The organism is Streptomyces yangpuensis (assembly GCF_024666385.1).
GTDB lineage: Bacteria > Actinomycetota > Actinomycetes > Streptomycetales > Streptomycetaceae > Streptomyces > Streptomyces yangpuensis.
Map to the genome: position 1 here is coordinate 895,416 of NZ_CP102514.1, position 21,505 is coordinate 916,920.

A 21,505-nucleotide genomic window follows, 5' to 3' on the forward strand; every position below is an offset into this window, starting at 1 on the left:
CCATGCTGGAACCACCTGCGGGAGGAGCTCCGCCGTGCTTCGTGTCGCCGTCGTCGGATCGGGCCCCAGCGGGGTCTACGCGGCCCAGACGCTGGTCCAGCAGCGCGAGGTGCCCGGGGTGCTGGTCGACGTACTGGACCGGCTGCCCGCCCCGTACGGGCTGGTGCGGTACGGGGTCGCACCGGACCACGAGAAGATCAAGTCGCTGCAGGGCAGCCTGCGCACCGTGCTGGAGGACGAGCGGATCCGCTTCCTCGGGAACGTCGAGGTCGGCGGGACCGCCCTGCCCGCGCAGCGGCTGCTGGAGCTGTACCACGCGGTCGTGTACTGCGTGGGTGCGGCGCGGGACCGGATGCTGGGCATCCCCGGCGAGGAACTGGCCGGGGTGCACTCCGCGACGGCCTTCGTGTCGTGGTACAGCGGGCACCCGGACGCCGCCGCCGAGGCCTTCGGCCTGCCCGGGGCCGACGCGGCGGTGGTGGTCGGGGCGGGCAACGTCGCGGTGGACGTGACCCGGATCCTGGCCCGCGGCACGGCGGAGCTGGCGCCGACGGACATGCCGCAGCCGGCACTCGGCGCGCTCGCGGACAGCGGGGTGCGCAGGGTGTCCATGGTGGCCCGGCGCGGGCCCTCCCAGGGCAAATTCACCACGAAGGAACTGCGCGAACTGGGCACGCTGCCGGGCGTGGAGACCTGGGCGGACCCGGCGGAGCTGGCGCTGGACCCGATGTACGCCGATCCGGGCGCGGCCGCAGCACTGCCGGCGGTGGCGCGCCGCAACCTGGAAGTGCTGCGCGGCTGGGCCGGCAAGGAGCCCGGCGAGGCCCCCGACGGGGAACCGCGCCGCATCGCGCTGCGGTTCTATCTGCGCCCGGTGGAGATCCTCGGCGGGCCCGGCGGCCGGGTCGCCGGGGTGCGCTTCGAGCGGACCGCCCCGGACGGGCACGGCGGGGTGACCGGGACGGGCGTCCACGAGGACGTCGAGGCGCAGCTGGTGCTGCGCTCGGTGGGGTACATGGGCGTGCCGCTGACCGGGCTGCCCTTCGACCCGGCGAGGGGCACGGTTCCGCACGCCGCGGGGCGGGTGCTGCGCGCGGGCCGGGCCTCGGTCGGCGAGTACGTGGCGGGCTGGATCAAGCGGGGCCCGACCGGGGTGATCGGCACGAACCGGCCGTGCGCGAAGGAGACCGTGTCCTCACTGCTCCAGGACGCGGGTGCGCTGGCCCGGCGCGAGCTGCCGGGCGACCCGCTGGCCGCCTTCCGGGCGGCGGGCCTGCACCCGGTGGAGTGGCCCGGCTGGCTGGCCATCGAGTCGGCGGAGGAGGATCTGGGCCGTTCGCTGGGCCGGCGCACCGTCAAGATCCCGGACTGGCGGGGCCTGTTGGACGCGGCGGGAGCGGATCCGGCCTAAGGGCTGTCCCGTAGTCCCCGGTGGATCAGCGTGCGGCGTCAGATGCGGTGCACCGCAAGGCGGAGGGGCGCCCGAGTGCTGGACGAACCTGGGCGCCGCGGGCCGGGCGGGACGTGGACGACAGAGCCTTGAGCGGCCTCCTCGGTCTCGGGCTCGTGGCCCCTCCACGGATTTGGGTCCGGGGAAGTGGGCCACGAACATGCGTCCGGGTGGTCATCTCGGCCGGAACGGCCCCGTCCGGGGAGTGTCGCCGTGCCGCCCCGGGCGCGCGGGCCGATCATGGCTACGACCTGCCGGTGAACCCGGTGTCCGACGCCCTGCTCCTCAGCGAGGAGACCATCGCCGAAGGTGTGACGGTGACCGTCGACCACGTGCCGACGGCCGTGGTCACCGGTGGGGTCGCCTGACCCGCGGTCACGTGGACGCGAGCCGCTCCGCCTCGGCGGCGGCCGCCGTCAGGACGCTGTCGAGGAGGCCCGGGAACAGTGCCTCCAGGTCGTCGCGGCGCAGGGCGTTCAGCTTGGTGGTGCCGCGGTAGGCCTGGCGTACGACACCGCTCTCGCGCAGGACGCGGAAGTGGTGCGTGGTCGTGGACTTGGTGACCGGCAGATCGAAGTGCGAGCAGGCCAGGTCGTCCGCCGAGGCGGCGAGGTCCAGGACGATGGAGAGCCGCACCGGGTCGGAGAGTGCGTGCAGCACACCCTCCAGGCGGATCTCGGCCGCCTCCGGGTGGGCCAGGGTGCGGGAGGTGTCCCGATCCGTCATGTCCCTGCTCCGCTCACTCGGCTTGGTCCGGCCCCCATGGTACGAGAGGTGTCGAAGGAGTCGCGCTGGTCGCGGGAACCGGTGGGAGCCGCCGGTGCGGCCGCGGCCCGGGGCCGCGGCCGCACCGCCGTCACCAGGACCGGTGGTACTGCTCGGGCGTCCGGATCGGGGCGCCGAGCTCTTCGGCCGCGCGGCGGGCCCAGAACGGGTCGCGCAGCAGTTCGCGGCCCAGCAGGACCGCGTCGGCCTCTCCGTTGGCCAGGATCTTCTCGGCCTGCCCCGGTTCGGTGATCAGGCCGACCGCGGCCACGGGGAGGGTCGTCTCGGCCTTGACCCGGGCGGCGAACGGCACCTGGTAGCCGGGGCCGACCGGGATGGTCACCCCGGGAGCGAGGCCACCGGTGGAGACGTCGAGGAGGTCCACGCCGTGCTCCTGGAGGAGCCGGGCCAGGCGCACGGTCTCGTCGGCGGTCCAGCCCTCCTCCTCCAGCCAGTCGGTGGCGGAGATCCGGAAGAGGAGCGGGAGTTCCTCGGGCCATACCGCGCGGACGGCGTCGACGACCTCCAGGGCGAAGCGGGTCCGGTTCTCGAAGGATCCGCCGTAGGCGTCGGTGCGCCTGTTGCTGTGCGGGGAGAGGAACTCCCCGATGAGGTAGCCGTGGGCGCCGTGGATCTCGACGACCTCGTAGCCCGCCGCGAGGGCCCGCTCGGCCGCGGCCGCGAACTGGCCGGTGACCTCGGCGATCTCATCGATCGTCAGCTCGTCGGGCACCGGGTGGCCCTCGGCGAACGGCACGGCGCTGGGGGCGACCGGCTGCCAGCCGTGCGCGTCGGGGCCGACCGGCGCGCCGCCCTTCCAGGTCCGGTCCGTGGACGCCTTGCGGCCGGCGTGCGCGATCTGGATGCCGGGGACGGTCCCCCGGGCCTTGAGGAAGCCGGTGATCCGGCGCAGGGCCTCGACCTGGGTGTCGTTCCAGATGCCGAGGTCGTACGGGGAGATGCGGCCCTCCGGGGAGACCGCGGTGGCCTCCTGGATGATCAGGCCGGTCCCGCCGGTCGCGCGGGCGGCGTAGTGGGCGAAGTGCCAGTCGCCGGCGACGCCCGCGTTCGGCCCGAAGGCCTCGGCGCTGTACTGGCACATCGCGGCCATCCACACGCGGTTCGGGACGGTGACCGATCGCAGGGTGTAGGGCTCGAACAGGGCGGCGAAAGCGGCGGGTACGGCGGGGGCAGCACTCATCGGGGCTCTCCAGAGGTCACCGGGCGCGCCGGGATCGGCGGCTAAGTACGAGACTCACCATACTACGAACCTCCTCGTACTACGAGACCTCTCGTACAAGTGTGTCGAGCTCGGCCCGCAGCGCCCCGGTCAGCGCCGCCAGGTCCGGAACCGCGGCCGCGTCGGCGACCAGGCCGTAGTGGACCGTCCCCTTGTAGGTGGAGACCGCGACCGCGAGCGACTGGCCGCGGGCCAGCGGGGCGAGCGGGTAGACCTCGTGGACCCGGCTGCCGCCCAGGGAGAAGGTGAGGCCGGGCAGCGGAACGCTGGTGACGAGGATGTCGTAGAGCAGTCGGGCCGCCTGGGCGACCAGGGGCCCGCCGAGCCGGTGGCCGAGCGGGTGGACGTGGTCCGCGAGCAGGGCGACCGCCCCGGCGCCCCGGGCGGGCCCGGCGTCCTTGTTGCGGTCCATGCCGACGCGGACGCGGTCCAGGCGCCGCAGCGGATCGGGCTCCGCGAGCGGCAGCCGGAGCAGGTAGCCGGAGAGCCGGTTCCCCGCGCCTTCGCCGTCCCGGGGTCCGCGGCGGCGGGACACGGGGATCAGGGCCCGCGGTCCGGCGCCCAGGGGTTCGGGGTCGCCGCGCCCGGCCAGCCAGCGCCGCAGGGCGCCCGCGACCAGGGTGATCAGCACGTCGTTGACGGTGCCGCCGGCTCCCTTGCGGATCAGGTTGACCTCGTCGAGGTCGAGCGCGAGACCGGCGACGGTACGGCTGCCCGCGCCCGCGGGACCGGCCGTGAGCGCGGCGGGGACCCCGAGCGGCAGCCCCTCGCGGGCCATGGCGGCGCCGATCTCCAGAGCCTGACCGACGCCCTGGACCCGGGCGGCCAGGACTCCCGGAAGCCGGCTCAGCACGGACCCGCCCCGCTGCCCGGGAACCGGGCGCACGGGCGCCCGCGGCCCGGGGACCTCGTCGAACAGCGCGGCCGCGAGGGCGAGCGCGCCGAGGCCGTCGGCGAGGGCGTGGTGGAACTTGAACAGCACCGCGAAGGAGTCCGGATCCGGCCCGGCCAGTACGTGCGCCTCCCACGGCGGCAGCTCCCGGTCCAGCGGGCGGGCCATCAGGGGGCCGGCGGCCTCGTGCGGGCAGCGGAGGTCCGTGCGGACGAGGAAGACGTGCCGCGCCGGATCGAAGCCGGGGTCCGGCGACCAGGCCGCGGCGCCGAGGGGCAGCAGCACGTCGCGGATCCGGCGGCGCAGGCCCGGCACGGCCGCACAGCGCGCCGTGAGGAGCGCGGCGGCGCGCTCGGCGGCGTCCCCGTCGCCCGGCCCCGGGGGTCCGGGGGTGCGGAAGACGGCGAGGGCACCGAGGTGCATGGGATGGTCGGCGGATTCCATCCGCCAGAAAGCGAGGTCGAGCGGAGACAGGTACTCGGTGGCCACGTACGTCCTCTCACGCGCGGCAGCAGTGGCTTGAAGTCAACCCAGTGCGAACACCCCCATGCAAGGCGCAATCATTTCCGAGCGGTAAATGATCGGTATAGATCATCCGATGCGAGGTGCGCGGCGCCCGCCGGGCTCCTGTCGGTGGGCGGGTGCAGACTGGCCGGAAAGACGCTCCGTGAGGAACGATCCGCCCGCAAGGACGACGAGGTCCGGAGGTGCCGGCCATGGCCGACGTACTGCTGCTCGTGGGGACCCGCAAGGGACTGTTCATCGGCCGTCGCAGGGGCGACGGGCCGTGGGAGTTCGACGGGCCCCACTTCAACGCCCAGGCCGTGTACGCGGCCGCCATCGACCGGCGCGGCCCGGCCCCCCGGCTGCTGGTCGGCGGGGACAGCACCCACTGGGGTCCGTCCGTCTTCAGCTCCGACGACCTCGGGGCGACCTGGCGGGAACCGGCCAGGGCAGCCGTGAAGTTCCCCCAGGACACCGGCGCCTCGCTGGAGCGGGTCTGGCAGCTCCAGCCGGCCGGGGCCGAGGCCCCCGACGTGGTGTACGCGGGGACGGAGCCGGCGGCCCTGTTCCGCTCGACGGACCGGGGCGAGTCCTTCGAGCTGGTCCGCCCGCTGTGGGAGCACCCGAGCCGCGGCAAGTGGGTCCCGGGCGGCGGCGGCGAGGGCCTGCACACGGTGATCACCGATCCGGGCGACCCGGACGCGGTGACGGTGGCGGTCTCCACCGCCGGGGTGTTCCGGACCAAGGACGGCGGGGCCAGCTGGGAGCCGTCCAACCAGGGGGTCTCGGCGGTGTTCCTGCCGGATCCGAACCCCGAGTTCGGCCAGTGCGTGCACAAGATCGCCCAGGACGCCGGCGACACGGACCGGCTGTACCTGCAGAACCACTGGGGCGTCTACCGCAGCGACGACGCGGGCGCCCGCTGGACCGACATCGGCGGCGGGCTGCCCTCCGACTTCGGCTTCGCGGTGGCGGCCCATCCGCACCGGCCGGACACCGCCTACGTGTTCCCGCTCAACGCCGACTCGGACCGGGTCCCGGCCGAGCACCGGTGCCGGGTCTTCCGCACCGAGGACGCGGGCGCCACCTGGGAACCGCTCACGCGCGGACTGCCGGACTCCGACCACTACGGCACGGTGCTCCGGGACGCGCTCTGCACCGACGACGCGGACCCGGCGGGGATCTACTTCGGCAACCGCAACGGCGAGCTGTACGCCAGCCACGACGACGGCGACAGCTGGCAGTTGCTGGCCGAGCACCTTCCCGACGTCCTGTGCGTGCGGGCGGCGACGATCGGCCAGTAGAGTGATCCACCGTGGCAGCACGACCGTTGAACGAGATCGTCGAGCCGGGCTGGGCCCGGGCTCTGGAGCCGGTGGCGACGCAGATCGCCGCGATGGGCGACTTCCTGCGAGCCGAGATCGCGGCGGGCAGGACGTACGTCCCCGCCGGGGCCCATGTGCTGCGCGCCTTCCAGCAGCCCTTCGACGAGGTCAAGGTCCTCATCGTCGGCCAGGACCCGTACCCCACCCCGGGGCACGCGGTGGGGCTGTCCTTCTCGGTGGCCCCGGACGTACGGCCGGTTCCGCCGAGCCTGGACAACATCTTCCTGGAGATGCACCGGGACATAGGGACCGGCCGGCCCGCCAACGGTGACCTCACCCCGTGGACCCGGCAGGGCGTGCTGCTGCTCAACCGCTCGCTCACGACCGCGCCCCGCCGGTCCAACGCACACCAGGGCAAGGGCTGGGAGGCCGTCACCGACCAGGCCATCCGCGCGCTGGCCGCGCGGGGCAAGCCGCTGGTGTCCATCCTGTGGGGCCGTGCGGCCCGCAACCTGCGGCCGCTGCTCGGTGACCTGCCGGTGGTGGAGTCCTCGCACCCCTCCCCGAAATCGGCGGATTACGGGTTCTTCGGCTCCCGGCCCTTCAGCAGGACGAACGAACTGCTGGTGGGCCAGGGGTCACAGCCTGTGGACTGGCGCTTGCCGTCCGTCAGTTGAACGTATCTGCAATTCACCGGATAAATACGGACAGATGCGGCACGAGAAGGCCCTGCCCGAACACCTTCTTCCGATAAGCCAGTAGCATGCGGCGCCATGAGCTCCCCCACTGGCCCCGCAAATGGCCTGCCCGTACGAATGCCGCGACCCCGCCCGACCGGACGGCACCGCCGGCCCGAGCCCGCGGCTGCGCCCGAGGGCGCGCCCGCGCTGGTGCTCGCCGTGCCCGGTGCGCCCTCGGCCGCCTCGCGGGGGCTCGCGGAAGAGATCATCAGCATCGGCCGCTCCGAGCTGCCGGGCCTCGACGCCCGCATCGGTTTCCTCGAGGGGGACGACGCCTCCGAGTTCCCGTCCCTGTCCGGCGTGCTGAACGCCGTCGCGGCCGACCGGACCGCTCGCGCCGAGTTCGCCCGCGCCGCCGGCCACGAGGTGCCCGAGCAGACCGGCCCGGACGCCGTGGTCGTCCCGCTGCTGGCCGGCCCGGACAGCGACCTGCTGCGCCGGATGCGCCAGGCCCTGATGGACTCCACCGCCGCCGCCGAGCTGGCCGACGTCCTCGGCCCGCACCCGCTGCTGGCCGAGGGTCTGCACGTGCGCCTCTCGGAGGCCGGGCTGGCCCGCGCCGACCGCGCTCGCCTCTTCACCGTGACCACCGCCGCCGACGGCATCGTCCTGGCCACCACCGGTGGCGAGGAGGCCGTGCAGGCCGCCGGGATCACGGGCATGCTGCTCGCCGCCCGCCTCGCGGTGCCCGTCCAGGCGGCCGCCCTGGACCAGGAGGGCTCGGTGGCCGCGGTCGCCGACCAGCTGCGCCGCGAGGGTTCCACCCAGCTCGCGCTCGCCCCGTACCTGATCGGCCCGGAGGCCGCCGACGGGCTGCTGGACACCGCCTGCAAGGAAGCCGACTGCGCCACCGCCGAGGTGCTCGGCGCCTACCCGGCACTCGGCAAGCTGGCCGTCGCGCAGTACACCGCGGCTCTGGGCATCCCCCAGGGCTCGCCCGCGCACTGACCCGCCCGACCCGCGCGAAGGCCCCCGCCGACCGGATCTCCCGGCCGGGCGGGGGCCTTCGCGCGTCCGGTCCGCGTACGGCCCGCGTACGGGACTCAGTCGAGGACCACGCAGGTGGCGGCGGGCACGGCCAGCGAACCGGCCCGGTGCGGCTGCCCGGTCAGCGGGTCCACGTCGAACCAGGTGACGTCACCCGAGTGCTCGTTGGCCGCGTAGAGGCGGCGTCCCGCGGCGTCCGCGGCGAGGTCCCGCGGCCACGCGCCGCCGCAGTCCACGGTGCCGGTCAGCCGCGGTTTCCCGGGCCCGTCGGCGAGCGACAGGGTGACGATCACGTCGGCGCCGCGGACGGCCGCCCACACGAACCGCCCGTCGGGGGAGGCCACGACCGCCGAGGGATACGCCCGCACGGCCCCTGAGGCGCCCACGGAGGCCACCGGAACCTCACCGACCGGTTGCAGGTGCCCCGATGCACCGTTCCACCGGCAGACGGTCACCTGCGGCTCCAGCTCGTGCAGGACGTAGACCGCGGCGCCCTCCGGGTGGAAGACCAGGTGGCGGGGCCCCGTTCCGGCGCGCAGCGCCGTCTCGGTGTGCACCCGCAGTTCGCCCGTGACCGCGTCCGGCGCGCAGACCCGTACCGAATCGGTGCCCAGGTCGACGCCGAGCACCCAGCGGCCGGTCGGGTCGGGCAGCACCTGATGGGCGTGCGGCCCCTCCTGCCGGGCGGTGTCGGGGCCGGAGCCCCGGTGCGCGAGGACCCGGGCCGGTCCGCCCGGGCGGCCGTCGGCGGCCAGCGCGAGGCTGCTGACGCTGCCCGAGGTGTAGTTGGCGGTGAACAGGCGCCGCCCGGACACGCTGACATGGGTGGGGCCGGAGCCGCCGACGCGCACGGGCGCGCCCAGCGCCGCGAGACCCCCGGCAGTGGGCCGGAAGGCCGCCACCTCGCCCCGCTCGGTCTCGCTCACCGCGTAGAGGACGCCGGTGTCCCGAGCGAGGGCGAGGTACGACGGATCCTCGGCGGTGGCGACCGAGAGCGGGGTCAGCGCCCCGGTCTTCGGATCCACGGCCGCGATGGTCACACCGCGGCCGCCCCCCGAGGTGAAGGAGCCGATGTAGGCCCGGTGTTCGCCGCTTCGGTCCGTGCTGTCCGCGCCGCCCACAGGAAACCCCTCTCACCGCCGCCGGATCCGTCCGGAGCCGACGGTAACAGAAGGTCTAGACCAAATCCCGTCCGCGGGCCCGCTCCTGCGCGCCGGGGTGGTGGACGTACGCCGTGCTGCTGGGGCGGTCCTCGTAGGTGCGGTGGAAGACGGGGGTCGCCGCGCCGGACATCGGCGGCACGATCCAGGACCAGTCCGCGCCCACCTCGCGGCCCTTGCGCTCCTCCCGTTCCATGTGGGAGAGGAAGCGGCGGGACTCGGAGTGGTGGTCGGCGATGGTGACGCCCGCGCGGTCGAAGGAGTGCAGGACCGCCCGGTTGAGCTCGACGAGGGCTCGGTCCTTCCACAGCGAGCGGTCGCTGGAGGTGTCCAGGCCCAGGCGGCGGGCGACGGCGGGCAGGAGGTTGTAGCGGTCGGTGTCGGCGAGATTGCGCGCGCCGATCTCGGTGCCCATGTACCAGCCGTTGAACGGCGCGGCCGGGTAGTGGATGCCGCCGATCTCCAGGCACATGTTGGAGATGGCGGGGACGGCGTGCCAGCGCAGGCCCCAGTCCGCCCAGTCGTCGCCCTCGGGGTGGGCGATCGGGACCTCCAGGACGGCGTCCGCGGGGGTGTCGAACCACCGCGGCTTGTCGTCGACGCCCTGGACCACCAGCGGGAGGAGGTCGAAGGGGGTACCGGCGCCGCCGGACCAGCCGAGCCGGAGCAGGGCCTCGGTGAGCGGGGCGTTGCGGGCGTCGCCGACGGTTATGGACGGGTGGTCGCCGTACCCGGCGTACCGCACCAGCTGCTCGCTCCAGATCACCGGGCCGGGACGGTCGGGGGTCTCCGGGGCGAAGACCGTGATGGTGGGCCTCACCCGGCCGCCGTTGGTCGCCTCGCGCAGGTGGTCGAAGCACTCGGCGGCGATGGCGTCGGCGTCGGTGAGTCCGCGGCGGTCACGGACCCGCAGCGAGTTCCAGTAGAGCCTGCCTATGCAGCGGTTGCTGTTGCGCCAGGCCACGCGCGCCCCGTGGACCAGCTCTTCCGGGGTGTGCGCATAGGTACCGGTGTCCGCGAGTTCCGCCCTCACGGCGGCGAGCCGGGCGCGCGGATCACCCGCGCCGGCGTTCTCCCTGTGGAAGAGTCGGATGAACTCCTCGGCCGCCTGCCACACCTGTGCGGTGGTGGAGCGCTGTTGAAGAATTTCCATTCCGGCGGGTTACCCCCTGTCCGACCAGATCCACCCTGTACGTGCCGCATGAATGTGCAGTAATCAATTACCCGTTGTACCTGCCGCAGGTCAGCGGCGTACGGCATGGGCTTTTGGAACACTCCTCCGGGTGATCCTGGAGGATTGGGCTGCGGACAGGGGGCACGGAGACGTAAGATCCGGCGCGCCGAGGGAGTTGACGGCTCGCCGGCCGTTCGGCGCGTGTCGGGTCAGCGGCAGGGGCGGCTCATGAACAGTGCCTGTTCGCCCGCGGAGGGCGTGCCCCCGTACAGGGCGGTGTCGAGGCCGCAGAAGGCGAACCCCATGCGCCGGTAGGCGCGCACGGCGGGGGCGTTGACCGAGCTGACCTCGAGCCAGAGGTGCTCCGCGCCCCGCTCGCGGGCGAACTCCGCGGCGTGCTCCATCAGTGCGCTGCCGATCCCGCGGCCCCGGTGACCGGGCGCGACCTCGATGTCCTCGATCGTCAGCCGCCGGTTCCACGCGGCGTAGCCGACGGCGGCGAATCCGCAGAGCTCGCCGCCGTCGAGGGCCACGAAGGTGCGGTTGTCCGCGTCCACGTCGGGCCCCCGCGAACCGGCGAACCCCTGCTCGTCGTGCTCCTCGGGCGGGAACGCCTTGTGCACGGGCGGGTCCACCGGGACCTCGCGGAGCAGGAAGCCGGAGCCGTCGCCCGAGGCGGCGACCTCGAAGACGGTGGAGGTGGTGAAGGAGCTGTCCAGGGCCTCGATGGCGCCCGCGTCCTCAGGGCGGGCGAGGCGGTAGACGATTCCGTCGGCCGGGGCGTGTGCGGTGGTCATGAGATCCACCGTACGCAAAAAATCCCCCGGCCGAATTCGCTGCCGAGGGAGAAGGAGGCGTATATTGAATAGTTCGCGACTTCGCTTCGAGCGAGGACGCAAAAAGACTTACGAGGACATTGTATCGCGGCGGGAGTGCAATTGTCAACCGAGGAATTCCGGAAAGAGCAGCAATTCGTCGACGACCTCTATCGGCGCCTCGACGACCTGCGCGACCAGGCCGAACAGGCGGTCGAAGGGGCATTGCGCGACGTCGGAACGGGCTTTCAGGCGCGCCTGGAACGCGATGTCCTGGTGGCCGAGCAGTCGGGTCTGCTGTCCGCTCTGAATGCCGGTGAGAACGGCCTGTGTTTCGGGCGTCTGGAGTTCTCCGACGGCCGCGACCACCACATCGGACGCATCGGGATCCGCGCCGACGACACGGAACGGACCCCGCTGGTCCTGGACTGGCGGGCCGAGGTCGCCCGCCCCTTCTACCTCGCCACCGGCCACACGCCCATGGGCCTGCGCCGCCGCCGTCACATCAGCAGCCGGGGCCGGGTCGTCACCGCCCTGCACGACGAGATCCTCGACCTGACCGACGCGGAGCGCACCGGCCACGAGGGGGCCGACGCCGACGCGGTCCTGCTGGCGGCGCTCGATGCCGCCCGCACCGGCCGCATGCACGACATCGTGCGGACCATCCAGGCCGAGCAGGACCGGATCATCCGCTCCACGCACCGCGGGGTGCTGGTGGTCGAGGGCGGACCCGGCACCGGCAAGACCGCGGTTGCGCTGCACCGTGCCGCGTACCTGCTGTACGCCCGCCGCGAGCTGCTCGCCCGGCGCGGTGTGCTGATCGTGGGGCCGGGGCCGGCCTTCCTGGGCTACATCGGCGGGGTGCTCCCGGCGCTCGGCGAGACCGGTGTGCTGCTGTCCACGCCGGGCGAGCTGTTCCCGGGGGTCCACGCCACCGGCACCGACCGTCCCGGGGCCGCCGCGGTGAAGGGCCGCGCCGCGATGGCACAGGTCCTCGCCCGGGTCGTGGCCGACCGGCAGTGCCTGCCGGAGCACGTGCCGGCCGGCAGCGGCGAGGAGTACGACACGGTGCCCGAGGCCGCGCTGGAGATCGACCACGACGACTACGGAACCCTGCTGCTGGACCGCACGATGGCCCACGAGGCGCGGGACCGGGCCCGGGCCACCGGTCTGCCGCACAACCGGGCACGGCCGGCCTTCGCCTTCCGGATCATCGACGCGCTCACCGCGCAGCTCGCCGACCGGCTGGGGGCCGATCCGTACGGCGGTCCGAACCTGCTCGGCGCGGACGACGTGGCCCAGCTCGGCAAGGAGATCGCGACGAGCGCCGCCGTGCACGCGGCGATCGACTCGCTGTGGCCGTCGCTCACCCCGCAGCAGCTGATCACCGACTTCCTGGCGGAGCCCACGCACCTGCCCGCGCAGGAGGCCCGGCTCATCCGCCGCGCGCCCTCGGCGCGGCCCGACTGGACCCCGGCCGACGTACCGCTCCTGGACGAGGCGGCCGAGCTGCTCGGGGAGGACGACAGTGCGCTGCGCGCCGCCGAGGAGCGGCAGAGGCAGCTGCGCATCGCGTACGCGCAAGGGGTGCTGGACGTGTCCGCGGGCTCGCAGTCGTACGAGTTCGAGGACGAGGAGAACGAATACCTCGCGGCGCACGACATCATCGACGCCGAGCGGATGGCGGAGCGCCACGAGGAGGCCGACCACCGCAGCACCGCCGAGCGTGCCGCGGCGGACCGCACCTGGGCCTTCGGGCACGTCATCGTGGACGAGGCGCAGGAGCTGTCTGAGATGGCGTGGCGGCTGCTGATGCGGCGCTGCCCGACCCGTTCGATGACGCTGGTCGGCGATCCGGCGCAGACCGGTGACGAGGCGGGCTGCGGGTCCTGGGAACGGATCCTGTCGCCGTACGTCGGCGACCGCTGGGAGCTGGTCCGGCTCGGGGTCAACTACCGCACGCCGGCCGAGATCATGGAGGTGGCGGCGGCCGTGCTGCGCGAGCGCGATCCCGGCTTCGAGCCGCCGCGTTCGGTACGGGCCACCGGGGTCCGGCCGTGGGCGCGCGCGGCCGGCGACCTGGCCGGGGCCGTCGGGGAGGCGGTGCAGCGGGAGCGGCCGGCCGAGGGGCGTCTCGCGGTGATCGCCCAGCGGGAGCTCCACGGGGCGCTGGCGGCCGTACTGCCGCAGGTACGGGAGGGCGCGGAGCCCGATCTGACCCGGGAGGTCGTCCTGCTGGATCCGCGCCAGGCCAAGGGGCTGGAGTTCGACACGGTGATCGTGGTGGAGCCGGCCGACTTCGGGCCGAGCGACCTGTACGTGGCGCTGACCCGGGCCACCCAGGCCCTGGGGGTGGTGCACACCCCCGGCCGGCTGCCCGCGGAGCGGACGCCGGCCTGGGGCGCTCTGCTCAGGCGCTGATGACGAACGGCGCCTTGGGGTCGCTGCCCAGGGGGGTGGCCAGTTCGGTCAGGGCCCGCTCCAGGCCCTGGAGGTGGGCGAGCGCTGGTTCGGTGGTGGCGGCGGGCGGGGCGGTGGGGCCGGTGGCCGCGGGCCCTTCGAGCTCCCGCTCGCCGGCGGTCAGCGCCTGCACGGCCGACTCGACGCGCCAGCAGGCGGCGGCGAGGCGGGCGTCGTGGCCGGCGTCGGGGTCGGCGGCGACGGTCACCAGGCCGCGCACCTCGCGGGCGCACTCGTCGAGCAGGGCGATGACCTGGCCTGCGCGGGCCTTGCGGGCGCGGAACGGGCTGAGCGGGTGGACCAGCGGGGCGAGCGCCATCCGGACCCGGGCGAGCAGGGTCTCCAGCTCCGCGGCGTGCGGGGCGGGGTCCGCCGTCGGGGAGCCGGCGAGGCGGGCGGCGGCCTGGGCGGTGGCGGCGTGCACGCAGTGCAGGGCGCGCTGGATCCACGCGTCGTTCGTCGCGTGGGTCGTGACCGGCAGGACGAGGACCACGGCCAGCGCGGCGCACACGGCGCCCACGGCCGTCTCCTCCAGGCGGAGTACGAGCAGGCCGGGGTCCAGCACGCCGAGGAGACCGTAGAGCAGCCCGGCCATCAGCGTGACCGCGAGGATCATCCAGCTGTAGGAGACGGCGGCCGTGTAGAAGATCCCGAAGACGCAGGCCGCGACGAGGAGGGCGGTGGGCAGGGGCGCGCCGTCCAGCGGGATGGCGATCAGTACCCCCGCGGCCACGCCGACGACGGTGCCGAGCACCCGGCGGAAGCCGCGGACCAGGGTCTCGCCGCGGGAGGCGGTGTTGACGAAGATCCACCAGGCGGTGCCGACGGCCCAGTACCAGCGGTCCTCGGAGAGCACCTGGCCGACGGCGAGGGCGACGGCGCACGCGACGGTCGCCTGGAGGGCCTGGCGGGTCGTGTGCCGGGCCAGGCCGCTGCCGGGCAGCGGCGCGGGGGCGGCGGGCGGCGGGGTGCGCCGTTCGATCGGCCAGAGCAGGAACCGTACGGCCGCGGCGGCGCCCAGGGCCAGGCCCACGGCGGCGTACAGCTCGGGGAGCTGGGCGGGCAGGGCGTGCAGGAACTGCGTGATGAAGAAGTTCATGAACGCGAAGATCCCGAGCGCGTGCCCGCGCGGGCCCCAGCGGCGGGCGTAGACCCCGCAGAAGACGACGAGCACGAAGGCGGCGTCCCGCAGGGGGGTCACCCCGTGCAGGGCGGTGGCGAGGGCCAGGACGGGGAATCCGGCGGCGGGCAGCAGGGCGGTGGTGACCGACTGGCGGCGCACGGTGGCGTCGGTGACGGTGAAGAGCGCGAGCAGGGCCGCCAGTCCGCCGGTGATGGACGCGGTCAGGGACAGACCGCACAGTTCGGCGAGGGCGACGGCGGCGGCGACGCCGATCACGGCGCGGGCCGACGTCCTGAGTCTCAGGCGCCCCGGATCCGGAGCTACGAACATCCTCTTCACAGCGGCTTGCCGCCCCCCTGCAGTGGTGCGCGCCGGTCCCGCGCCGCCCGGGGGTGGTGGGCGGCGGACGGGCACGGCGAAGGCGCCGCGCTCCGGAGCCGGCCTCGTTGCCGTCCGGCGCTGCGCGGCGCCGTAAGTACATGGATACGCCACAGATAAGCACCTGGAGGCCCACTGGCTCAACTCGGGCCGAATGGAGTGGACCATTGGCCCGGTTACTGACGGGTTTGATCGGCCATGGGGCTGCCAACGGACCAGTCGGGGCCGGTGTCGGCGGAGCGTGGCCGCACGACTCTCGTCCGTGCGACCACGCACTGTTATCGTGCAGCGACCCGGAGGACGTACGGAAGGGGACCGGCGTTGACGCGTACAGCGGAGTCCGGGGAGGCCGAGGCGTTCAGCCGGGCCGCCGTGGCGGTCTTCCGGTTGAACGGGCGGTTCACCGCGGCCGTCGACCGGCTGGCCCTGTCGGCCGGTCTCAGTGCGGCACGCTGGCAGGTCCTCAGCACGGTGACGGAGGAGTCCCTGTCGGTCTCCGAGGTGGCCCGGCGGGTGGGGACCACCCGGCAGAGCGTGCAGCGCATAGCGGACCTGCTCGTCCGCCAGGGGCTCGCGGTCTATCTGGACAATCCGGCGCACCGCCGGGCGAAGCTGCTCGCCGCCACCGAGCGGGGCGCGGTGGCGAAGGGGGAGATCGACTCCTGCCTGGACGGGCTCGCCCGGCACCTGTGCGAGAGCCTGGGCGGTGAGGAGGAGGTGCACCGAACGGCCGAAATGCTTCGGGGGCTGTCGGGCGTACTGGCCTCGGTCGGCGCCGGCGACTCTCCGTGAGGGCCATTCCCCGCTCTGCCGCTATACGGACAAGATGGCCTGAAACAGCTGGTGTTTTTCCCAAGAGTTGACTGCACCGAGGAATCGTCTTTGCGGTACCGTTCGCGCCTGACGCGGGGTTTCAAAGGCGGGGGACCTGTTGAATCGGTTTGTCTTCAGACTGTTGGGGCCACTGCTCGTCCAGGCCGACGACGGCCCCTTGCGCATCAACGGCCGGCGCCAGGCGGCGGTCCTCGCGATGCTGGTGCTCTATGCCGACCGGGTCGTCTCGGTGGACACCCTGGTGGACGCCGTCTGGCCGGATTCCCCTCCCGCGACGGCACGGAACCAGATCGCCATCTGCGTGGCCACCCTGCGCAAGACCTTCAAGCAGGCCGGTGTGACCGATCTGCTGATCACCTCTCCCCCGGGCTATCTGCTGGCCAAGGGCGAGCACCGCGTCGACGTCCAGGAATTCCTGGAGCGGGCCGACCAGGGCCGCGACGCCGCCCGGCACGGCCGCACCGAGGAGGCCTGCACGCTGTTCGAGGAGGCGCTGAGCATCTGGCGGGGCTCGGCGCTCGACGAGACGCCCGGCTCCCGGCTGGAGGCCGAGGCGACGCGCCTGGAACAGATGCGGCTCACGCTGATCGAGGAGCGCGCGGGGCTGATGCTTCAGCTGGGCAGGCACCGCGCGCTCATCGGTGAGCTCACCGACCTGGTGGCCCGGCACCCGCTGCGCGAGCAGTGCCGCGAGCACCTCATGCTCGCCCTGTACCGGTCGGGCCAGCGCGCCGAGGCACTCGACGTCTTCCTGCACGGCCGCCGGTTACTCACCGAGCAGCTCGGGATCGAACCCGGCCCGGGGCTGCGGCAGTTGCACGAGCTGATCCTGCGGGACTCGCCGGAACTGACCCGCCCCCCGGCCGTACTCACCCCCGCGCCGGCCGCCGTGCACACGATCCCGGCGCAACTCCCCGCCGGGGTCATGGCGTTCACCGGCCGGCAGCACGAGATGGCCTCGCTGGACCGGCTGCTGAAGGAGCCCTACAACCCCCACACCCCGGCCCTGGCGACGATCGTGGGCGTGGGCGGGGTGGGCAAGACGGCGCTGGCGGTCCACTGGGCGAGCCAGGTCGCCGACCAGTTCCCCGACGGCCAGCTCTTCGCCGATCTGCGCGGCTACGACGAGGAGCAGGCGCCGGTGTCCCCCGCCGCCGTGCTCGACCGCTTCCTGCGCGCCCTCGGGATCGCCGCACCCCAGGTCCCGGCGGATCCCGACGAACGGGCCTCGCTGCTGCGGAGTCTGCTCAGCACCCGCAAGACGCTGATCGTCCTGGACAACGTACGGTCCTTCCACCAGCTCAGACCCTTGCTGCCGGGCGGCGGACGCAGTGTGGTGCTGGCCACCAGCCGGGAGAACCTGGGCGACCTGACAGGGGACTACACGGCGCTCAGCATCCGGCTGCGGATGCTGGAGCCGACCGAGGCGACGGCCCTGCTGATCAAACTGGCCGGAGCGGACCGGTTCGGCAGCGACCCGGTGGCGGTGGAGCAGCTCGGTGCGCTGTGCGACTGCCTGCCGCTGGCGCTGCGGATCGCCGGCGCCCGGCTGGCGGCCAAGCCCAACCTGAGCGTCCGGAGCCTGGTGGAGCGGCTGCGCGACCACCGGTCCCGGCTCGACGTGCTGAGCCCGGGCGAGGGCGGGGTGCGCGCCGGTTTCCGGCTCACCTACCGGGACCTGCCGCCCGAGGCGGCCCGGATGTACCGGCGGCTCGGGCTGCTGCGCACGGCGGACTTCGCCGCCTGGGCGGGGGCGGCCGTACTGGACACCAGCGTGTGGCACGCGGAGGAGCTGATCGACCACCTGGTCGACGCCCAGCTCCTGGAGGTCGCGGAGGCGGCCCCGGGCCGGGCGGCCCGCTACCGGTTCCAGGACCTGCTGCGGCTGTTCGCCCGGGAGCGGGCGGAGTCGGACGAGCCGGAGGAGGAGGCGGACGCCGCGCTGGAGCGGGCCTTCGGAGCATGGCTCTGGCTGGCCGAGGAAGCGCACCGGCGGATCGACGGACGGGAGTTCCCGGTGGGCCGGCCGGCTGCGCCCGCCCCCGGCTTCCTGGGCGAGATCGCCGACGAGCTGCTGGCTTCGCCGATGGACTGGTTCGAGTCGGAGCGCACCGCCGTCACGGACGTGGTGGCACAGGCGGCGGAGACGGGCCGGGCCGGTCACGCCTGGATGCTGACCGAGAGCGCGGTGCCGCACTTCGAGACCAAGAACTACCTGGAGGACTGGCAGCGCAGCGCCGAGCAGGCGCTGGCCTCCGCCCGGCGGGCCGGGGACGAGCCCGGCGAGGCGACGATGCTGCGGCTCCTGGGGTCGCTGGCGATCTACCAGCGGCGCTACGAGCAGGCCGAGGGCTGGACCATGGCCGCGCTGCGGCTGCTGCGCAACACCGGCGACCTCGGCGGGGCGGCGCTCGCCCAGCGGAACCTGGCCATGTGCGCGCGGTTCCAGGGCGACTGGGAGCGGGCGCTGGAGTACTGCGAGGCGGCGCTCAGCGGTTTCCACGACTCCGGGGACATCGGGAACGAGGCCCATCTGCTGGGTTTCCAGGCGCAGATCGAGCTGGACCGGGGCAACGTGGGCGGCGCGCTGCCGCTGGCGGAGCAGGCGGTGGCGCTGAGCCGGCGCACCGGATCGGTGCGGGCGGAGGCCCAGAGCGTGTACCGGCTGGCCGAGGTGCGGCTGCGTGCGGGGGATCTCGGGGAGGCCGCCGAGGCGTTCGGCGCCGTGCTGCGGCTGACCCGCGGCGAGGGCGACCGGGTCGGTGAGGCCCACGCGCTGCGGGGCCTCGGCCAGACGCGGTGGAGCCAGGGCCTGCTGCAGGCGGCGGGGGAGACGCTGCAGCAGGCCCTGGAGATCACTGATGAGCTGGCGGACCGGTTCCTGTACGCCCGGGTGGAGACGGACCTCGGGTGCGTGGACGCGCTCGGGGGCCGCTGTGCGGAGGCGGCGGAGAGGTTCCGGCGGGCCTGTGCCGCCTTCGGCGAGGTCGGCGCGCAGCCCTGGCGGATACAGGCGGGGCGGCTGCTGACGGCCGTGCAGGGTGCGGGGGGCGAGCCGGGCGGTGGGGGGCCCGGAGGGCTGCCGCATCGTTCCTTCACTCCGGAGGAACTGACGGCCCTGCTGGCGCATCCGGCGAACTGAGACCCGTCCGGTACGGAGCGGGCCGCCGCGGCGGCGGAATGCGCGGACCTGCGGTGCTGCGGAAGAACGGTTCTGCGGTGGTTCGGTGCTGCGGTGGTTCGGTGTTGCCGTGGTTCGGTGCTGCGGCGGTTCGGTGCTGCGGGACCCAAGCCGTACGGGGCGGCCGCGTCGGGCGGTCAGCCCCAGGGCATGTCGCCGTTGGTGCCGGCGGAGCCCGGGTACGAGGGGTGCACCGGCTTGACGACGCCCCAGGGCATGTCGTCCGCCTGGACGCTGGTGCCCGCCTGCGCCGTGACGGCCGTGGCGGCCCCCGTGCCCACGAACATCCCCGCAAGAACGACCAGGCAAGCGGCCGTCGTCTTCGCCGTCCGGGTGCTGCGCATCTCGGATTCCCCTCTCGGTGGATCATCACTGCCGCTCGCTGCGGCACGAATGGAACAGTAGGGACGGCTCCTTTCTCTTCCGTGTTCCATCGATTTCATGACCCGAGCCCCCCGCGAAATCGCCACGATATCGAGGGGACAACGCGCTCATCTAGCTTCGTTCGAAGATTCTTCTCAGGAATCACGGATGGGGCGGTACATGGAATTCCGAGTGCTCGGGCCAGTAGAGGTACGGCGGGACGGCCACCGGGTCGCGTTCTCCGGGGCGAAGCTGCACACCGTGCTCGCGGCGCTCCTCCTGGCCCGCGAAGAGGTGGTGTCGGACGACCGGCTGTGCCGGCTGCTGTGGGGCTGGGCGCCCCCGGCCACCGTCAGCGCACAGCTCTACACCTATATTTCACGCCTGCGCAAGATTCTCGGCGACGATGTCGTGATCGATCGCAGACCGCCGGGATATGCCATGAGCATCGGTAATGCGACCGTCGACCTCAACGAATTCGAGAAGCTGGCGCTCGCCGGCCGCGAGGCATTGATCAAAGAGGACTTCGAGAGCGCCGGTGAGCTGCTGCGCGACGCCCTGGCCCGGTGGAACGGCCAGCCGTTCGCGAACGCCACGGAATACCTCGCCGACGCCGAGGCCCCGCGGCTGAGTGAGGCGCGCGCCGTGACCCTGGAGCACCGTATCGCCGCGGACCTCGCCCTCGGCCGGCACGAGCAGATCACCGGGGAGCTCACCGGGCTGGTCTCCGAGTTCCCGTTGCGCGAGCGCATCCGGTGCCAGTTGATGACCGCCCTGTGCCGGTCCGGGCGGCAGGCGGACGCCATCCACCTCTATCACCACGGCCGGGCGGTGCTCGCGGACGAGCTCGGGGTCAACCCGGGCGAGGAGCTGCAGGCCACCTACCGGGCGCTGCTGGACGGCACGCTCGACCGGCGGCCGGCCTCCGTCCCGGCCGTACGGGCGGACGCCCGGCCGCGGGTGTCCGGCCCGGCGGCCGGGGCACCGGCGATGCTGCCCCCGGACACCGTCGACTTCACGGGCCGGGGGCCGGAGCTGGACCTGGTGTGCCGCGCCCTGGCACCCGACGGGCAGGGCGCCGGCCGGCCCCGCCGGGTCCTGGTCACCGGCATGGCGGGGCTGGGCAAGACCGCCCTGGCCGTCCACGCCGCCCACCGCTGTCAGCGGCACTTCCCCGACGGGCAGTTGTACGCCGACCTGCGCGCCGCGGACGGCACCCCGCGGCACCCGGCCCGGGTGCTGCGCCGGCTGCTGCGGGCACTGGGGCCGATGGACGACGTACCGGCCGCCGACGACCAGGACCAGCTGGTCCGCCTCTACCGTGAGCGGACCCGGGGCCGGCAGCTGCTCATCGTGCTGGACAACGCCTCGGGAGCGGCCCAGTTGGGGCCGCTGCTGCCCAACACCCCGGAGCCGGCGGTGCTGGTGACCGGGCGTACGGCCCTGCCCACCGTGGCCGGGGCGCACACCGTGGCCCTCGCGCCCCTGGAGCCCCGGGACTCGCTGGAACTGCTCGCCGCGGCGGCCGGTCCCGCCCGGGTGGCGGCCGCGCCGTGCGCGGCGTCCGCGATCGTCGAGCACTGCGCCGGCCTGCCGCTGGCGCTGCGGATCGTCGGCACCCGGATCGCGGCCCGGCCGCACTGCACCCCCGACCGGCTCGCCCACCGGCTGGCGGATCCTCTCACCCGGCTGCGGGAGCTGCACTCGGGCGACCTGGACGTGCACAGCTCCCTGCTGCCGTCCTGGCGTGCGCTGGATCCCGAGGTGCGGGCGGTGTTCCCGGCGCTGGCCGCGCTGGGACACGGCCCCGGGCCCCGGCCGTTCCCCGCCGCCGAGGCGGCGACGGCGCTGGATGTGCCGGAGGCCGAGGCCGAGCGGCTGCTGGAGGCGCTCGCCGACGCGGCCCTGCTGGAGGTCAGCGGCGCGGACGAGTGGGGCCAGCCCTGCTACCTGTTCCACCCGCTCGTACGGCTCTTCGCACTCTCCCTCGAGGAGGGGCGGCCGCCGTTGCCCGGCGGGCCGGCCGGCCGCGCGGGGCATAACCGGCGGCTAACTCACCGCCCCTAGCCTCGCCCTGCCCCGCAGCAGGGCGTCCCGGCCCGTATCCACCCAGG

The 21,505-nt window shown here is 73.9% G+C and carries 16 protein-coding genes; 8 read left to right on the top strand and 8 right to left on the bottom strand.

The features are described from left to right. Window positions 1-34 precede the first annotated feature (34 nt). Window positions 35-1,411 (top strand): FAD-dependent oxidoreductase, encoded by a 1,377-nt coding sequence (locus tag NRK68_RS04215; protein ID WP_257854984.1) that lies wholly within the window; start codon window positions 35-37, stop codon window positions 1,409-1,411. A gap of 414 nt (window positions 1,412-1,825) precedes the next feature. Here NRK68_RS04215 and NRK68_RS04220 read toward each other — a convergent pair whose 3' ends face one another. The 3 genes from NRK68_RS04220 to NRK68_RS04230 all read right to left on the bottom strand — a co-directional run bounded on the left by NRK68_RS04220 (window position 1,826) and on the right by NRK68_RS04230 (window position 4,836). Beyond that, complete coding sequence (locus NRK68_RS04220; RefSeq protein WP_030961513.1) at window positions 1,826-2,176, bottom strand: ArsR/SmtB family transcription factor; 351 nt, start codon at window positions 2,174-2,176, stop codon at window positions 1,826-1,828. A 130-nt stretch (window positions 2,177-2,306) separates the two neighbouring features. Then, window positions 2,307-3,416: an NADH:flavin oxidoreductase/NADH oxidase gene (locus NRK68_RS04225; protein WP_183068010.1), complete on the bottom strand. Its 1,110-nt coding sequence runs from the start codon at window positions 3,414-3,416 to the stop codon at window positions 2,307-2,309. A gap of 79 nt (window positions 3,417-3,495) precedes the next feature. Beyond that, window positions 3,496-4,836, bottom strand: coding sequence for a wax ester/triacylglycerol synthase family O-acyltransferase (locus NRK68_RS04230; protein WP_183068011.1), 1,341 nt, complete (start codon window positions 4,834-4,836; stop codon window positions 3,496-3,498). Between the two features lie 227 nt (window positions 4,837-5,063). Here NRK68_RS04230 and NRK68_RS04235 point away from each other — a divergent pair, with 227 nt between their 5' ends. The 3 genes from NRK68_RS04235 (at window position 5,064) to NRK68_RS04245 (ending at window position 7,864) form a co-directional block, all read left to right on the top strand. Then, window positions 5,064-6,155, top strand: a complete 1,092-nt coding sequence (locus tag NRK68_RS04235; RefSeq protein ID WP_183068012.1) for a WD40/YVTN/BNR-like repeat-containing protein — start codon at window positions 5,064-5,066, stop codon at window positions 6,153-6,155. 11 nt (window positions 6,156-6,166) lie between these two features. Continuing rightward, window positions 6,167-6,853 carry a uracil-DNA glycosylase gene (locus NRK68_RS04240; protein ID WP_183068013.1) on the top strand — a complete coding sequence of 229 codons (687 nt, stop codon included), beginning with the start codon at window positions 6,167-6,169 and terminating at the stop codon, window positions 6,851-6,853. 96 nt (window positions 6,854-6,949) lie between these two features. Then, complete coding sequence (locus NRK68_RS04245; RefSeq protein WP_079025801.1) at window positions 6,950-7,864, top strand: sirohydrochlorin chelatase; 915 nt, start codon at window positions 6,950-6,952, stop codon at window positions 7,862-7,864. Window positions 7,865-7,959: 95 nt separating this feature from the next. Here the strand turns inward: NRK68_RS04245 and NRK68_RS04250 are convergent, their stop codons facing one another. The 3 genes from NRK68_RS04250 to NRK68_RS04260 all read right to left on the bottom strand — a co-directional run bounded on the left by NRK68_RS04250 (window position 7,960) and on the right by NRK68_RS04260 (window position 11,034). After that, a complete protein-coding gene (locus tag NRK68_RS04250; protein ID WP_183068014.1) occupies window positions 7,960-9,024 on the bottom strand; it encodes a lactonase family protein in 1,065 nt (354 codons plus the stop codon). A 55-nt stretch (window positions 9,025-9,079) separates the two neighbouring features. Next, on the bottom strand, window positions 9,080-10,216 hold the full coding sequence (locus tag NRK68_RS04255; RefSeq protein ID WP_183068015.1) for a nitric oxide synthase oxygenase: 1,137 nt from the start codon (window positions 10,214-10,216) through the stop codon (window positions 9,080-9,082). A gap of 230 nt (window positions 10,217-10,446) precedes the next feature. After that, complete coding sequence (locus NRK68_RS04260; RefSeq protein ID WP_257854987.1) at window positions 10,447-11,034, bottom strand: GNAT family N-acetyltransferase; 588 nt, start codon at window positions 11,032-11,034, stop codon at window positions 10,447-10,449. Window positions 11,035-11,175: 141 nt separating this feature from the next. On the opposite strand from NRK68_RS04260, the gene NRK68_RS04265 reads away from it, so the two are divergent. After that, window positions 11,176-13,473: a HelD family protein gene (locus NRK68_RS04265; protein WP_257854989.1), complete on the top strand. Its 2,298-nt coding sequence runs from the start codon at window positions 11,176-11,178 to the stop codon at window positions 13,471-13,473. Here NRK68_RS04265 and NRK68_RS04270 read toward each other — a convergent pair. Next, window positions 13,463-14,965 carry an FUSC family protein gene (locus NRK68_RS04270; RefSeq protein WP_257854992.1) on the bottom strand — a complete coding sequence of 501 codons (1,503 nt, stop codon included), beginning with the start codon at window positions 14,963-14,965 and terminating at the stop codon, window positions 13,463-13,465. The two genes, NRK68_RS04265 and NRK68_RS04270, sit on opposite strands and share 11 nt — an antisense overlap. Before the next feature lie 369 nt (window positions 14,966-15,334). On the opposite strand from NRK68_RS04270, the gene NRK68_RS04275 reads away from it, so the two are divergent. Next, window positions 15,335-15,805, top strand: a complete 471-nt coding sequence (locus NRK68_RS04275) for a MarR family winged helix-turn-helix transcriptional regulator (RefSeq protein WP_257854994.1) — start codon at window positions 15,335-15,337, stop codon at window positions 15,803-15,805. Window positions 15,806-15,968: 163 nt separating this feature from the next. Continuing rightward, the gene (locus NRK68_RS04280) at window positions 15,969-18,989 is read left to right on the top strand and encodes an AfsR/SARP family transcriptional regulator (protein WP_257854995.1); all 3,021 of its coding nucleotides are present in this window, start codon (window positions 15,969-15,971) and stop codon (window positions 18,987-18,989) included. 176 nt (window positions 18,990-19,165) lie between these two features. Here the strand turns inward: NRK68_RS04280 and NRK68_RS04285 are convergent, their stop codons facing one another. Continuing rightward, window positions 19,166-19,372: a hypothetical protein gene (locus NRK68_RS04285; RefSeq protein ID WP_183068021.1), complete on the bottom strand. Its 207-nt coding sequence runs from the start codon at window positions 19,370-19,372 to the stop codon at window positions 19,166-19,168. Between the two features lie 211 nt (window positions 19,373-19,583). On the opposite strand from NRK68_RS04285, the gene NRK68_RS04290 reads away from it, so the two are divergent. Further along, window positions 19,584-21,458 carry an AfsR/SARP family transcriptional regulator gene (locus NRK68_RS04290; protein WP_257854998.1) on the top strand — a complete coding sequence of 625 codons (1,875 nt, stop codon included), beginning with the start codon at window positions 19,584-19,586 and terminating at the stop codon, window positions 21,456-21,458. The last annotated feature ends 47 nt before the right edge of the window (window positions 21,459-21,505 follow it).

Bases quoted from the DNA above. Each gene is read 5' to 3' on its own strand.
- NRK68_RS04255 (WP_183068015.1), bottom strand. From the start codon at position 10,216: ATGGAAATTCTTCAACAGCGCTCCACCACCGCACAGGTGTGGCAGGCG.
- NRK68_RS04270 (WP_257854992.1), bottom strand. From the start codon at position 14,965: ATGTTCGTAGCTCCGGATCCGGGGCGCCTGAGACTCAGGACGTCGGCC.
- NRK68_RS04225 (WP_183068010.1), bottom strand. From the start codon at position 3,416: ATGAGTGCTGCCCCCGCCGTACCCGCCGCTTTCGCCGCCCTGTTCGAG.
- NRK68_RS04245 (WP_079025801.1), top strand. From the start codon at position 6,950: ATGAGCTCCCCCACTGGCCCCGCAAATGGCCTGCCCGTACGAATGCCG.
- NRK68_RS04260 (WP_257854987.1), bottom strand. From the start codon at position 11,034: ATGACCACCGCACACGCCCCGGCCGACGGAATCGTCTACCGCCTCGCC.
- NRK68_RS04235 (WP_183068012.1), top strand. From the start codon at position 5,064: ATGGCCGACGTACTGCTGCTCGTGGGGACCCGCAAGGGACTGTTCATC.
- NRK68_RS04285 (WP_183068021.1), bottom strand. From the start codon at position 19,372: ATGCGCAGCACCCGGACGGCGAAGACGACGGCCGCTTGCCTGGTCGTT.
- NRK68_RS04220 (WP_030961513.1), bottom strand. From the start codon at position 2,176: ATGACGGATCGGGACACCTCCCGCACCCTGGCCCACCCGGAGGCGGCC.